Source organism: Virgibacillus ndiopensis (genome assembly GCF_900187325.1).
GTDB classification, from domain to species: domain Bacteria; phylum Bacillota; class Bacilli; order Bacillales; family Amphibacillaceae; genus Virgibacillus_E; species Virgibacillus_E ndiopensis.
Genome location: NZ_FZMZ01000003.1, coordinates 80,219 through 93,995 on the forward strand (window position 1 = coordinate 80,219; position 13,777 = coordinate 93,995).

At 36.4% G+C, this 13,777-nt stretch carries 16 protein-coding genes; 9 read left to right on the plus strand and 7 right to left on the minus strand.

The features are described 5' to 3' along the window. Positions 1-3: 3 nt before the first annotated feature. A complete protein-coding gene (locus CS937_RS00510; RefSeq protein ID WP_099156541.1) occupies positions 4-381 on the minus strand; it encodes a YbaN family protein in 378 nt (125 codons plus the stop codon). Positions 382-493: 112 nt separating this feature from the next. Beyond that, positions 494-1,291, minus strand: a complete 798-nt coding sequence (locus CS937_RS00515; RefSeq protein ID WP_099156542.1) for a histidinol-phosphatase HisJ family protein — start codon at positions 1,289-1,291, stop codon at positions 494-496. Between the two features lie 112 nt (positions 1,292-1,403). On the opposite strand from CS937_RS00515, the gene hisZ reads away from it, so the two are divergent. From hisZ to hisC, 9 genes are all read left to right on the plus strand, one after another. After that, entirely contained in the window at positions 1,404-2,648 is a 1,245-nt protein-coding gene (hisZ, locus tag CS937_RS00520) for an ATP phosphoribosyltransferase regulatory subunit (RefSeq protein WP_099156543.1), read from the plus strand. Continuing rightward, positions 2,649-3,278: an ATP phosphoribosyltransferase gene (gene hisG / locus CS937_RS00525; RefSeq protein ID WP_099156544.1), complete on the plus strand. Its 630-nt coding sequence runs from the start codon at positions 2,649-2,651 to the stop codon at positions 3,276-3,278. 15 nt (positions 3,279-3,293) lie between these two features. Continuing rightward, the gene (gene hisD / locus CS937_RS00530) at positions 3,294-4,595 is read left to right on the plus strand and encodes a histidinol dehydrogenase (protein ID WP_425445443.1); all 1,302 of its coding nucleotides are present in this window, start codon (positions 3,294-3,296) and stop codon (positions 4,593-4,595) included. Beyond that, positions 4,561-5,145 carry an imidazoleglycerol-phosphate dehydratase HisB gene (gene hisB, locus CS937_RS00535; protein WP_099156545.1) on the plus strand — a complete coding sequence of 195 codons (585 nt, stop codon included), beginning with the start codon at positions 4,561-4,563 and terminating at the stop codon, positions 5,143-5,145. Before hisD ends, hisB begins: the two co-directional genes overlap by 35 nt. 103 nt (positions 5,146-5,248) lie before the next feature. After that, positions 5,249-5,854 carry an imidazole glycerol phosphate synthase subunit HisH gene (gene hisH, locus CS937_RS00540; protein ID WP_099156546.1) on the plus strand — a complete coding sequence of 202 codons (606 nt, stop codon included), beginning with the start codon at positions 5,249-5,251 and terminating at the stop codon, positions 5,852-5,854. Further along, entirely contained in the window at positions 5,851-6,573 is a 723-nt protein-coding gene (gene hisA, locus CS937_RS00545) for a 1-(5-phosphoribosyl)-5-[(5-phosphoribosylamino)methylideneamino]imidazole-4-carboxamide isomerase (RefSeq protein ID WP_099156547.1), read from the plus strand. Before hisH ends, hisA begins: the two co-directional genes overlap by 4 nt. After that, positions 6,563-7,336, plus strand: a complete 774-nt coding sequence (gene hisF, locus CS937_RS00550; protein ID WP_099156548.1) for an imidazole glycerol phosphate synthase subunit HisF — start codon at positions 6,563-6,565, stop codon at positions 7,334-7,336. The genes hisA and hisF overlap by 11 nt, the downstream gene beginning before the upstream one ends. Then, complete coding sequence (hisIE, locus tag CS937_RS00555; RefSeq protein WP_099156549.1) at positions 7,327-7,968, plus strand: bifunctional phosphoribosyl-AMP cyclohydrolase/phosphoribosyl-ATP diphosphatase HisIE; 642 nt, start codon at positions 7,327-7,329, stop codon at positions 7,966-7,968. Before hisF ends, hisIE begins: the two co-directional genes overlap by 10 nt. After that, the gene (hisC, locus tag CS937_RS00560) at positions 7,961-9,043 is read left to right on the plus strand and encodes a histidinol-phosphate transaminase (RefSeq protein WP_099156550.1); all 1,083 of its coding nucleotides are present in this window, start codon (positions 7,961-7,963) and stop codon (positions 9,041-9,043) included. The genes hisIE and hisC overlap by 8 nt, the downstream gene beginning before the upstream one ends. A 57-nt stretch (positions 9,044-9,100) precedes the next feature. On the opposite strand, the gene CS937_RS00565 is transcribed toward hisC, so the two are convergent. The 5 genes from CS937_RS00565 to CS937_RS00585 form a co-directional block, all read right to left on the minus strand. Further along, positions 9,101-9,688 (minus strand): SurA N-terminal domain-containing protein, encoded by a 588-nt coding sequence (locus CS937_RS00565; protein WP_176555695.1) that lies wholly within the window; start codon positions 9,686-9,688, stop codon positions 9,101-9,103. 209 nt (positions 9,689-9,897) lie between these two features. Beyond that, positions 9,898-10,848: a siderophore ABC transporter substrate-binding protein gene (locus CS937_RS00570; RefSeq protein WP_099156552.1), complete on the minus strand. Its 951-nt coding sequence runs from the start codon at positions 10,846-10,848 to the stop codon at positions 9,898-9,900. A 142-nt stretch (positions 10,849-10,990) separates the two neighbouring features. Continuing rightward, the gene (locus tag CS937_RS00575) at positions 10,991-11,749 is read right to left on the minus strand and encodes an iron ABC transporter ATP-binding protein (RefSeq protein ID WP_099156553.1); all 759 of its coding nucleotides are present in this window, start codon (positions 11,747-11,749) and stop codon (positions 10,991-10,993) included. After that, positions 11,743-12,693 (minus strand): iron chelate uptake ABC transporter family permease subunit, encoded by a 951-nt coding sequence (locus CS937_RS00580; protein WP_099156554.1) that lies wholly within the window; start codon positions 12,691-12,693, stop codon positions 11,743-11,745. The genes CS937_RS00575 and CS937_RS00580 overlap by 7 nt, the downstream gene beginning before the upstream one ends. Beyond that, the gene (locus tag CS937_RS00585) at positions 12,683-13,636 is read right to left on the minus strand and encodes an ABC transporter permease (protein WP_099156555.1); all 954 of its coding nucleotides are present in this window, start codon (positions 13,634-13,636) and stop codon (positions 12,683-12,685) included. The genes CS937_RS00580 and CS937_RS00585 overlap by 11 nt, the downstream gene beginning before the upstream one ends. Positions 13,637-13,777 lie beyond the last annotated feature (141 nt).

Here is a 13,777-nt window from a genome sequence, read left to right on the forward strand (position 1 = left end):
AAATTAGCTTCTTTCTAATGTTTTTTGTTTTAAAATGAACCAAGTAAAATATGCCGCTATCAAGGCTAACAATACCTTGACTGTGACTAATGGGACGACAAACAGAATTGTGTAACCCATCGAAATCCATAGTACCAGGACACCGCTGACTTTTGCTCTTAATGGAATTCCTTTGCCCGCCTGATAATTTCTAATATATAATCCAACGTATTTATTGGTTATAAGCCATTGGTATAGTTTATCAGAACTTCTTACATAACAAGCCGCTGTCAACAACAGCATTGGTGTCGTTGGAAGAAGTGGTAAAATAATACCCAAAATACCTAATACTAGGGAGATGGATCCACCTACAATTAAAAGTATCTTCTTTACTTGTTTCATTGCATACACCAGCTATAGCTATAAATTTTTTACAATCTTATTATATCATCGTGTATCGTATAATACCGCACAAGGTGAAGAAAACTTTATGACAATTACTTGGATTAAACAACTATTTCAACTTATTTATTACATGAAATGTCGGTTCTCCTTTTTCAAAAGTAGTGATGTAACGAAAACCTATTTGTTGCAGTAACGCAAGGGAATCTTTAAATTGAAATGCAATTGTTGATTCTTTATGTGAATCAGATCCTAGCGTTAATATTTCCCCTCCCATTTCTTTATAAAGCTTTAAAATGTCCACACTAGGCATCCCGCTATCCAGTCCGTATCTAACCCCTGATGTATTCAACTCAATACCTTTACCTGCAGGAATGATTTCTTTAAAAATTTGCGATATAATTTCGTGAAAATTACCTTCTGCTTTTCCCTTTGTATATCTTTTCACTAGATCAATATGTCCAAGGATATTGTATTTGCGATAATTTTGTACACAATATAACAATTCTTTGTAGTATGCACCATAGGCTTCATCAATTGATTTATCGTTAAAAAACTCCCCGGAATGCAGATCTTTTTTGTCTGTGGTGTGCATGGAACAGATCACAAAATCGAACCAATCAGTATTCATTAACTCCTCATACTTCGGCAAGAGATACGGTTGTACACCGACTTCTACACCTTTTTTAATCGTAATTTTGTTCGAATATTTTTCCTTTAATTGCTCCATCTTCCTATTATATTTTGGTAAATCAAGATCGAACGTAATTGTCGGATCTGGATAATCATAATCGATATGATCGGTAAAACAAATTTCTTTTAATCCCATCTCTATGGCTTTTTCAATACTTTTTTCCATCGATGTTTCACAATCTGCCGAAAAATCACTGTGCACATGATAATCAAACATATAAAATATCCCCTTTTCTATCTTGACTTTTTCTCTGTTTATTATTAGAATACTATACAACTTTAATTAAATAAAGTGATAAAGTAATAAAGCGTAGATAGGAGATTTTGCTATGCAACAGGATGTTTTTGAAAGTGTGAATACTATTAGTCTTAAAGATTATCAGAAGAGAGAACATCTATTGACGAAAATTAAAAATCGTTTTTCAACTTATGGTTATAAGCAAATCCAAACACCTACGTTTGAACAATACGATTTATACAAAACCATTGCAGGAACGATTAATAGTGACGAAATGATAAAGGTAATCGATCCATCTGGGAAGGTGTTAGTTCTTAGGCCAGATGTGACAATACCTATCACACGTATCGTGGCAACAAATAAACAAATTCCTTCAAGTGAGGAGCGGTTCTTTTACATCTCACATGTATTTCGTAATTCCATCGTACAGCAGGACAAAAAGGAACATACACAGGCTGGCATCGAGAATTTTGGACCGAGTACCCCTGCACTGGATGCAGAGATTATCGCATTAGCTATTCAAACAGTAAACGACTTAGGATTTAACAACTTCAAATTAGAAATAGGTCATGCAGGTTTTTTCAAAGAGTTATTAAAGCAAATAAACATTTCTGAACAAGAAACGACACAACTAAAACAAATGATACAAGCAAAAAACTTTTCGGAAATAAAACCATTTCTTGAAAAGCTGTCCATAAATACAGACGTTAGACATTCCTTACAACAAATACCATTTTTGTACGGGAACACGGAAGATGTTATGAAACGTGCAGAAGCAGTTATTCTTAATGAACGGATGAATGATACATTACACAACCTTATCGAAGTAAATGAGCTGTTAAAAATATATAAGCTGGACCAATTTGTCTCATTTGACTTAGGGCTGATCAACCATATGAATTATTACTCCGATATTATTTTTCAAGGGTTTGTTGAAAACTTCGGGAAGCCAGTTCTAATGGGAGGAAGATATAATCATTTAGCTGAGCAGTTTAATACGAAAATACCTGCTATTGGATTTGCCTGTGATGTTGATTCGATTTTTAGTGCCATGCAGCAACAAGCTCTTTTTCCAACGATAGAGTCACTAGTTGACTTCCATATTTCGTATTCACCTACTACACAAAGAGATGCATTGATTACCGCACAGGAACTAAGAGAACGAGGATGCAGTGTTATTACACATTTAGGTAACTCAACTAGTAACTCTTTGGCTTCCTATAATGTGCATTACGAAGAAAATACTATTTCAATTAGGGATCAATACAATACACGTTTATTTTCAAATAAGGATGAACTGCTGCAAGAGCTTTTGCAAAACAAGGAGGAGCTTTAAGTGGATTACCTAACATTGGCCATGGCAAAAGGCCGAACTGCCGAACAAGCAATTAAACTTTTGGAAAAAGCTGGTGTTCATTTTCCCAATTTTGAAGAGAAAACTAGGAAGCTAATATTCCACGACAGAGAAATGCTAATAAAACTAGTATATGTAAAGGCTGTTGATGTCCCCACATACGTTGAAAAAGGTGCTGCCGATATTGGGATTGTTGGTAAAGATAACATCGCTGAAGCCCAAGCGGATATTTATGACATGATGGACTTGAACTTTGGTAAATGTAGGTTTGTGCTTGCAGGTACTTCAGACAAACTTAATGACCAGTCGCAGAAATTAACCATTGCTACAAAATATCCGGTAGTAACAAAAGAGTATTTTAAGCAGCGTACTATTCCGGTTGAAACAATAAAACTTAATGGATCAGTAGAATTAGCACCCCTGATTGGGCTTTCGGATTTGATCGTTGATATTGTCGAAACAGGGAAAACATTAAAGGAAAATGGACTAAAGGTAATCGAAACAATTGATGCAATTAGTACGAGGTTAATCGTAAACAAAGCTAGTTTTGCTACAAAATCAGCAAGTATTCACCGATTTATGAATCAACTAGAACGGGCGTTGGAGGTGTAAAAATTGATAAAGATAATGAAACAAGAACAATATCTAGCAGAACGGTTGGATCGATCGGTTAATTTTAACAATGAAACGCTAGATCAATCAGTCTTAGAGATAATTACACAGGTTAGAAAAAAAGGAGACGATGCCCTTTACTCCTATACCGAAAAATTTGACGGTGTTACATTAGATTCTCTTTCTGTTACTTCAAAAGAAATTAGTGAAGCTAGAAAGCTAGTGAACCAAGACTTTATTCAAGCTCTTGAGCAAGCAAAAGAAAATATTACTAGATTCCATGAAGCACAAAAGGAACAATCTTGGTCGGTTTACCATGATGATGGTAGATTACTAGGACAGCAAATTACACCAATTGAAAAGGTTGGAGTTTATGTACCAGGTGGGAAAGCAGCCTATCCTTCCACAGTCCTAATGAACGTTATACCTGCAAAGTTGGCAGGGGTTAACGATATAAGTATCGTAACCCCACCGCAAGCAGACGGCAAAATAAACCCATGTGTATTAGTTGCGGCTCAAGTTGTAGGTGTTGACAACATATACAAAATTGGTGGTGCCCAGGCAATTGCAGCTTTAGCATACGGTACGCAGTCTATTGGGAAAGTAGGAAAAATAGTTGGACCAGGAAATGCATACGTTGCAAGAGCAAAGAAATGGGTGTTTGGCGATGTTGCCATTGATATGATAGCTGGACCAAGTGAAATCTGTGTTGTAGCGGATGAAACAGCCAACCCTAGTTACGTTGCGTCAGATTTGCTTTCTCAGGCAGAACATGATGAACAAGCATCATCTATATGCATTACAACTAGTGATGTGATTGCGCAAGAAGTAAAAGCGGAAATCCAGAGACAGGTCATCACACTTGATCGAAATGAAATTATCCAGAAATCGTTAACCCAAAATGGAAAAATTATTGTTGTACAGGATTTGAATGATGTATTTGAATTAGTAAATGACATTGCACCCGAGCATCTACAGTTGATGATTCAAAATCCAGCCGAAAGCATGCATGCAGTAAAACATGCTGGAGCCATTTTTCTCGGGAACTATTCACCTGAGCCATTAGGCGATTATTTTGCAGGGCCAAATCATACACTGCCAACCAATGGAACTGCCATCTTTTCATCTCCACTCGGGGTTTATGATTTTGTAAAGAAAACGAGCATTATCCAGTATGGAAAAAATGCTTTGCTTAATGCCTCTGATTCAATTATTACGTTGGCAAAGGCAGAAGGTTTAACGGCACATGCAAATTCAGTTCAAATTAGAAAGGATGAACAAGATGCGTCAACGTTCAATAAGCAGGAAAACAGCTGAAACAGCAATTGAATTATGCTTGAGCCTTGATGGGAACGGCACAACAAAAATAGACACCGGCGTTGGTTTTCTTGATCATATGTTAACACTTACGACGCAACACGGTTTGTTCGATTTAGAGGTTACATGTAATGGAGATTTAGAGGTTGATCAGCATCATTCCGTTGAGGATATTGGAATTGTTTTGGGTCAGGCCTTTCATGAAGCTTTAGGCACGAAGGAAGGGATCAATCGTTATGCAACGGTAACAACGCCGATGGACGAAGCATTATCAAAGCTTTCATTGGATATAAGTGGTCGTCCCAATCTTGTTTATCATGTTGGAGGACTGAAAGACAAGGTTGGTGAATTTGATACAGAGCTTGTGGAAGAGTTTTTCCGAGCATTTGTTAACCATGCTAACGTAACACTTCACATCAATTTAGAATATGGCACGAACAGCCACCATATTATTGAATCGATTTTCAAAGGATTCGGGCGTGCGCTGGACGGAGCAAGTCGAGAAAACCCACGAATCAATGGTGTTCCTTCAACAAAAGGATCACTCTAGCAGGACATGGGGGGCGGCGGGACATGGGGTCTGTCCCTCTGTCCCCAAAGAATCGAGCGGGACGCGGGGTCTGTCCCTCTGTCCCGAGAAGGAGAAGGCATACATGATTGCGATTATTGATTACGGTGCAGGAAATATTAAAAGCTTACAATCTGCTTTATCTAAGCTGAATATGGATTCCTGTTTAACGACCAATGAACACGTTATTACAAACAGTAAAGCTATTATTCTACCAGGGGTTGGCGCATTCAAAGATGCGATGGATGCACTAAATGAGTTCAGTCTGACAGAAGTACTGCAAAAAGAAGCCTCCTTAGGTAAACCAATACTCGGCATTTGTTTAGGCATGCAACTACTATATGACAAGAGCTTTGAAGACGGGGAATGGGAAGGCTTAGCAATTCTAAATGGTACAGTAAAACGAATTGACAGCACTGTGAAAGTTCCGCATATGGGCTGGAATACGTTAGCTCACCAAAGTCCAAATAACCTATTAACTAACATCAATGAACAAGAATTTGTTTATTTTGTTCACTCCTATTATGTTGATGAATGCAATGAACAAGAGCTTGTATGCAGTTGTGACTACGGCGTCCAGATTCCAGCCATTGTACAGAAAAACAACATTTTTGGGATGCAATTTCACCCAGAAAAAAGCGGAAAGAACGGACTACAGCTATTGAAAAACTTCGGGGAGATGGTTTTATGATACTTTTTCCAGCAATTGATATTCGGAACGGAAAATGTGTGCGTTTAGTTCAAGGAGACTATGCGAAAGAAAATGTATATAGTAAATCTCCAACAGACATGGCGAACAGGTGGGAAAAACAACGAGCAGAATACCTCCACATTGTAGATCTCGATGGAGCCAAAACGGGAGATTCACTTAACAAAACCGCAATTCAATCTATCGTTCAAAATACATCTATCCCTATTCAGGTTGGTGGCGGGATCCGTTCGATGGACATTATCGAAGCATATTTATCTGTCGGTGTAAGTCGAGTCATTATTGGTACGGCTGCTATTAACGATAAAGCATTTTTGCAAGAGGCTGTTAACACGTACGGTGATAAAATTGCTGTTTCAATCGATGCTAGAAATGGTTATGTTGCAACAAATGGTTGGCTTGAAACAAGCAATGTTCAAGCGATTGACTTAGTAAAACAATTAGAACAACTAGGTGTAAACACTATTATATATACAGACATTCTGAAAGACGGGATGCTATCCGGACCAAATTTTTCTGAACTGGAGACAATTAATTCAGCGACATCTATCAATGTAATTGCTTCTGGTGGTGTATCTAGTAAAGACGATATCAAGCGGTTAGCGACATTGGAATTATATGGGGCCATTATTGGTAAAGCATTGTACGATGGTACATTATCATTTGAATCGTTATTGGGGGATGATAGCAATGCTCGCTAAGCGCATAATTCCATGCCTTGATGTTGATCGTGGCAGAGTTGTCAAAGGGAAAAAGTTTCAGGCAATCCGTGACGTAGCTGATCCAGTAGAATTGGCTAAACGTTATAATGATGAAGGCGCTGATGAACTTGTTTTTTATGACATCACAGCGTCCAATGAAGATAGGGATATATTTGTAGACATTGTTGAAAAAGTTGCGACAGAAATTAATATCCCATTTACTGTCGGTGGCGGCTTACGGTCAGTTAGGGATATCAACTGTGTCCTAAGGGCGGGTGCTGATAAAGTCTCGATTAACAGTGCAGCTATCCAAAATCCCCCTCTTTTAAAAGACGCTGCATCAAAGTTTGGCAGTCAATGTGTCGTTTTATCAATCGATGCTAAACAGACATCCCCGTCAAAATGGTCGGTCTTCATGAATGGTGGCAGGATTGATACAGAAATAGATGCAATCGAATGGGCAAAACGTGGTGCAGAACTTGGAGCAGGGGAAATCGTTGTTAATGCAATTGATGTTGATGGAGTAAAAAATGGCTACCATCTCGATCTAACAAAAGCCATTGCAGAGGCAGTGAACATTCCAATTGTAGCAAGTGGCGGTGCAGGTGAAATACAACACTTCGCAACTATTTTACAAGAAGGTAAGGCCGATGCGGCACTTGCAGCCTCTGTATTTCACTACGATGAAATTAAAATTCCTGATCTTAAAAACTATTTAGCTAAAAACGGTATTACAATGAGGAGGGAAAGATCATGGAAGTAAATATCGAACAGATTTCATTTGACCATAACGGACTAGTCCCTGCCATTGTCCAGGATAGTAACAGTGGTAAGATTCTCACACTTGCATACATGAATGAAACATCTTTAATGAAAACAATTCAAACAAAAGAAACATGGTTTTTCAGTCGAAAAAGACAACAGTTATGGAATAAAGGGGAAACATCTGGTAACAAACAACTTGTGCAACGAATTACGTATGACTGCGATGGTGATGCGCTTTTAATTCAGGTACGACCGCTTGGACCAGCATGTCACACTGGTAACGAATCCTGCTTTTATCAATACCTTTACAAGGAAGATGCACCGACCTTCGACATGCTTGATCAGCTGGTCACTACGATAAAACAACGACGCCAAGAGCCAGTTGAGGGATCTTATACAACATATTTATTTAATGAAGGAATTGACAAAGTTCTAAAAAAAGTTGGTGAAGAAGCAAGCGAAGTCATTATTGGTGCTAAAAACTCCGATACAAACGAACTTATCTGGGAAATTTCTGATCTGATTTATCACACATTAATTGTAATGGAAATGCAAAATGTTACGGTTAACGATATTAAAAATGAGCTGTTTAAAAGACATATGCAAAAAGAAGGGATCCATTGTGAGTAAATATTGGAGTAAAATGGCTATGCAAACAGATCCATACGTGCCTGGTGAACAAATAGACCAAACGGGAATCATAAAATTAAATACGAATGAAAATCCTTATCCACCATCACCACATGTAGTTAATGCGATTAGGCATGAAATGGATCGAAAGCTACAGCTATATCCGTCACCGACAGTAGATGCTTTAAGAGAAACAATCGCTGATCGTTATCAACTCATGAAAGAGAATGTATTTGTCGGAAATGGATCAGATGAGGTGTTAGGTTTTTCGTTTATGGCATTTTTTGACCAAGAAAAAAAGATCCGTTTCCCAGCGATTACGTATAGCTTTTATCCTGTCTATGCTAAACTCTTTGATATTCCTTATGAGGAGATTTCACTAACTAGAGATTTCACTATACCTGTTGATGCATTTTTTCAATCTGAAGGTGGTGTGATTTTTCCTAATCCAAATGCACCTACCAGTATTTATTTAGAGCTGGAACACATTATCGAAATAATCGGCAACAATCCTGATCAAGTTGTGATTGTTGATGAAGCATACATCGATTTCGCTGGTGGTGGATCTGCTGCCACTTTAATTGATACTTACGACAATTTATTAGTCGTACAAACCATGTCCAAATCAAGATCACTCGCTGGTCTGCGTATCGGCTTTGCACTTGGAAATGCTGATTTAATTGAAGGATTAACACGGATAAAAAACTCCTTTAATTCGTATACATTGGATCGATTAGCTATTGCTGGAGCGGAAGCGGCAATCAATGATAATGACTACTTTTTACAAACAACAGAAAAAGTCGTCCAAACGCGCAACTGGGTTATTACGAAACTAAAGAAAAGTGGTTTTACCGTCCTCCCTTCACAAACTAATTTTATTTTTATAAGTCATTATAAGTTACAAGCCGAATGGCTGTATGAAAAGCTAAAAGATAATGGAGTTCTCGTACGACACTTTAACAAAATACCAATTGAAAATTATTTACGCATTACAATCGGAACTGACGAGGATATGAATATTTTCTTTAGAAAGCTTAACGAAGTAATTGCTAATAAACAGGTCTCAACTCCTTAACACAAAGATCCCTCCAGACTTGGAGGGATCTTTGTGTTTATTGCTTTTTCATTATCTTTAAATCATATTTTTAATTTCTGCATCTTTTTTCAGCTCGTCAATCTTTTTCTGCAGTTTTTGATTTCCTTTTTGTTGCTTTAAGCTTTGTTTAAGTTGTTCTTCTATCTCTTTCAACTTCGGAACATCTTTATTTTGTTCTTTTATTTTGTCGTAAGCAGATTGAACTTCTTCGTCTGTTACCTTAATCCCTTCTGTTTCCTGTTTAATATATTCTTCAAATTTTATATCCTGTTTCTTTGCCTCTTGAGTCAAAAGCTCTTTTCCAATAATTGTATTAAGCGTTTGTTCCTTAATCATATTTTTATCGCTAACATCTTGACCATATTGGTTCATTAAGTTTTTAGTTTGTTCATAAATCGTATTATATTGTTTACCTTTAATGTCGGTATCATTTATACTTAAGACTATTTTATCGTCTTTAACCTTTTCATCTTCACTAATCTCAACGCCTTGTTTAGCTTGCTCTTGCTGCTCTGTATTCGTTTCTTCATCTTTTTTCGCAGAATCAGAATCTGCCCCATCATTACAAGCTGCTAACGTTGTTGTCAAAGTTATTGCTATAATTAACATAATAAACTTCTTCATGTTTATTCCCTCATTTCCTAACATTGTCCTTACAGTGAAACATATTTCATATGGGGATAGCAAGTCGCTAAAATTGCTATAACGTTCAAATAACCTGCCACATCACTATTCAAGCCACTACTTAACATTTTGATGACATGCTCCCTTATTTCTGCCGTAATTAAATAAGGGCAATCTAGTTAAAGATTACCCTTTTATCGTTTGTTTACTTATTTAATGCTATTCGAAATTTCGTTAACCATTTCCTGTACAGACACTAGTCCTCCACCAGAAAGGTACCAGTAATTCGGATCTAGATAAACAATGTTATCATTTTTATACGCATTCGTTTTCTTAACCAGGTCATTTTCTACTACTTGTTTTGCAGAAGATTCACCACCAACAACTGCCCCACGATCAATCACATAAAGTAAATCCGGATTTTGTTCAACCACATACTCAAATGAAACATTCATCCCGTGTGTGGAAACTTCAATTCCCTCATCCACAGCTGGAACTCCGAATACATCATGAATTAAACCGAATCTTGAATTCGGACCATATGCACTAATTTTGTCATCGTTAGCAAGGATGATTAATCCTTTTTTGTTACTTTTCGATGCTTTTTCTTTCAAATCTGTTATAGATTGCTCAACTGATTGTAACTCATTATCGATTTCATCCTGTTTATCGAAAATTTTTCCGATGGTTGCTAGATTTTCTTTGAAGGAATCCATATACCTTGTAGTATCAACACCAAGGTAAATAGTTGGTGCTAAGTCTTGCAACTGGTCATACAAGGACGATTGTCTACCTGAAATAATAATTAAATCTGGGTCAATTTCAGCAATTTTTTCAAAATCGGGCTCCTTGAGACTACCTACATTTTCATAGTCGTCACTACTGTATTTTTTTAAATATGTCGGGATACTACTACTTTGTGGGACACCTGTTACGTCAACACCTAATTTATCAAGTGTATCTAGCGTACCATAATCAAATACAACTACCTTTTCAGGATTTATCGGCACTTCTGTTTCCCCAAGTTCATGTTTGACAGTAAGCGTATCCGATTTTTCGGAATCCCCATTTGGTTTATCACTGCTTGCATCTGATGTTCCACACGCTGCAACTAATACTGCTAAACCACTTATAAGCATCAATAAAATAAGTTTTTTCATTATTAATCACTCCTATTAAAATATATACATGTAAAAAGATTAGAACTCAATGAAATCATTAACAGAATAAGCGACGTCCAGTTCCAACTACTGATTGCCTCTCCTCCTTACGGCTGTGAACAATCGCTTACGCTTTTGAAGTTCACGCATAAAATACGCAAATTCGGTTATCATTTATTTTTTTAATATCAATATCCATGTCATAAATATCTTTTAAAACGCATTCATCTATCACATCACATGTTGGACCTTGCTTGACAATTTGCCCATCCTTCAATGCAACAATTTGGTCGGAGTAGCAGGATGCGAAATTAATATCATGAATAACGATTAAAATTGTTTTATCCAGTTCATCAACAAGTCGTCTTAGCGTTTTCATAATTTGTACAGAATGTCGCATATCTAGGTTGTTTAGCGGTTCATCGAGTAAAATATATTCAGTGTCCTGAGCAATAACCATTGCAATGTGTGCACGTTGACGTTGCCCGCCACTAAGTTCGTCTAAGTATTTATCTTGAATTTCACGAAGCTCCATATAATTAATTGCCTCATCGACTTTCTCCCAATCATCCTTCGTCAATTTACCTTGTGAGTATGGGAAACGCCCGAATGAAACAAGCTCTCGTATCGTGAGTCGAAGATTAATTGCGTTTGATTGTTTCAGAATAGAGATCTTTTTTGCTAATTCATTATTCTTTGCCTGCGTAATGTCCTTACCATCAATGGTGATAACACCTTCGTCTTTTGTAATCAAGCGACTTATCATTGATATTAATGTACTCTTCCCAGCACCATTTGGCCCAATAAACGAGGTAATGGTACCCTTTTCGATTGTTAATGATACATCATCAATAACACTCTTTTGATTATACTTTTTAAATAAACCTTTAATATCTACCATGATTTATTCTCCTTTAACAAAAGATAAATGAAGTAAATCCCACCAACAAAATTAATAATGACACTTATTGTTGTTTCAAACGTAAAGATTTCCTCTACAATAAATTGTCCGCCAAGCAATGCAATAATACTAATCAATATCGATCCAATAATTAAATAGAAATGGCGGTATGTTTTTAAAAATTCATAAGCCACATTAACAACTAACAATCCGAGGAAGGTAATTGGTCCAATTAAAGCTGTAGCAATCGAAATTAAAATTGCAACGATAATAAGCAAGCGTTTGACAACATAGTCGTAAGGAACTCCCAAGTTTATTGCTTCATGCTTCCCAAGTGCGAGCACATCCAAATATTTATAAAATCGCATGAAATAAATCGTCACAAGTATAATCATAGCCAAAGATACATAAACAAGGTTAGAATTTACATTGTTCACACTGGCAAACATTCGGTCTTGCGCTACCATAAATTCATTTGGATCGATCAGTACTTGCATAAAATCTGTGAAGCTGCCAAAAAATGTCCCTAAAATCATTCCGATAAGCAGAAGGAAATATATATTGTTCTTTTCCCCTCTGAACAAAAAGCGATAGAGCGCTAGTGAAAACAAAACCATGATTCCAATCGAGACAAAATAATTGATGTTACTGCTCATCATAACAAGTGACTGAGAACCAAACATGAAAATAATGAACGTCTGAATTAATAGGTAAAGCGAATCTAAGCCCAAGATACTAGGTGTTAATATCCGATTATTTGTGATTGTCATAAACACAGTTGTTGAAAAAGCAATTGCTGCTCCAGTTAAAATGATCGCAACGACTTTAATAATTCGTCTTGGTAGTATGTAGCCAATATTTCCTTTTAAATCGTAACAAATGTATAGGAGCGCCAGGAGTATTGCAATAACTGCTAGAATAATTGTCTTTTTCTTATAGCCCATATTTCTTTCTCCTTAGCAGTAAGTAAATAAATATCCCGCTTCCGATAACACCAACCGTCAAGCTAATCGGTATTTCATAAGGGTAAATAATGACCCGACCAATCATATCGCAAAATAAAACAAAGACTGCTCCTAGCAACGCTGTATGTAAAAGGCTTTTCTTTAAATGATCTCCTTGATAAATGGTTACGATATTTGGAATAATTAATCCAAGAAATGGAATAACCCCTACCGTTAGAACCACTGATGCTGTAACCAATGCAACAATAACTAATCCAATATTAACTACCTGCCGATAATTTAAACCTAAGTTTTTTGAAAAATCCTCCCCCATTCCTGCTATTGTAAATTTGTTTGCAAACATGTAAGCAATAACTAGAATCGGAATACTTAAATACATTAACTCGTAGTTGCCGCTCATGATCATGGAAAAATCACCTTGCATCCATGAGGACATATTTTGAATTAAATCATTCTTATAGGCAAAAAAAGTAGCAAGAGAACTTATAATATTTCCAAACATCAACCCTACCAATGGTATAAAAATAGCATCCTTAAATTTTATCTTTTCCAAAATTTTCATGAATACAAATGTTCCAATAAGAGCAAATAAGAAAGATATGAGCATTTTTTGCAAAGGACTAGCTGTTGTGAAGACCATTAAAGAGACTAAAACACCAAGTCTTGCAGAATCAAGTGTCCCCGCAGTAGTTGGCGAGACAAATTTGTTTCGACTGAGTTGTTGCATAATTAATCCACAAATACTCATACTCATTCCCGCAATTAAAATACTAACTAACCTTGGAATGCGGCTGATCATTAAAATTTCCAGCTGGTCTTTTGATAAACTAAAAATTTTCCACGGGGCAATGTCTGAAACACCGATAAAAATGGAACTGATTGATAATACAATTACTACAATAACCAGATAACGAATCTTCATATAAAATCCTTCTTATTTAGAATAGTTATTATCTTTTATTCAATCTAACTAATAATGATATTCATTATCAATTAGATCTTATAAATGATTATAGCACATTAATTAGAGGCGTCAACTATGTTTGTTGAGAAAAATTGTTAT

Excerpts from the sequence above, each read along its gene's own strand:
- CS937_RS00510 (WP_099156541.1), bottom strand. The coding sequence starts at position 381 with ATGAAACAAGTAAAGAAGATACTTTTAATTGTAGGTGGATCCATCTCC.
- CS937_RS00515 (WP_099156542.1), bottom strand. The coding sequence starts at position 1,291 with ATGTTTGATTATCATGTGCACAGTGATTTTTCGGCAGATTGTGAAACA.
- hisZ (WP_099156543.1), top strand. The coding sequence starts at position 1,404 with ATGCAACAGGATGTTTTTGAAAGTGTGAATACTATTAGTCTTAAAGAT.
- hisD (WP_425445443.1), top strand. The coding sequence starts at position 3,294 with ATGAAACAAGAACAATATCTAGCAGAACGGTTGGATCGATCGGTTAAT.
- hisB (WP_099156545.1), top strand. The coding sequence starts at position 4,561 with ATGCGTCAACGTTCAATAAGCAGGAAAACAGCTGAAACAGCAATTGAA.
- hisH (WP_099156546.1), top strand. The coding sequence starts at position 5,249 with ATGATTGCGATTATTGATTACGGTGCAGGAAATATTAAAAGCTTACAA.
- hisA (WP_099156547.1), top strand. The coding sequence starts at position 5,851 with ATGATACTTTTTCCAGCAATTGATATTCGGAACGGAAAATGTGTGCGT.
- hisF (WP_099156548.1), top strand. The coding sequence starts at position 6,563 with ATGCTCGCTAAGCGCATAATTCCATGCCTTGATGTTGATCGTGGCAGA.
- hisIE (WP_099156549.1), top strand. The coding sequence starts at position 7,327 with ATGGAAGTAAATATCGAACAGATTTCATTTGACCATAACGGACTAGTC.
- CS937_RS00565 (WP_176555695.1), bottom strand. The coding sequence starts at position 9,688 with ATGAAGAAGTTTATTATGTTAATTATAGCAATAACTTTGACAACAACG.
- CS937_RS00570 (WP_099156552.1), bottom strand. The coding sequence starts at position 10,848 with ATGAAAAAACTTATTTTATTGATGCTTATAAGTGGTTTAGCAGTATTA.
- CS937_RS00575 (WP_099156553.1), bottom strand. The coding sequence starts at position 11,749 with ATGGTAGATATTAAAGGTTTATTTAAAAAGTATAATCAAAAGAGTGTT.
- CS937_RS00580 (WP_099156554.1), bottom strand. The coding sequence starts at position 12,693 with ATGGGCTATAAGAAAAAGACAATTATTCTAGCAGTTATTGCAATACTC.
- CS937_RS00585 (WP_099156555.1), bottom strand. The coding sequence starts at position 13,636 with ATGAAGATTCGTTATCTGGTTATTGTAGTAATTGTATTATCAATCAGT.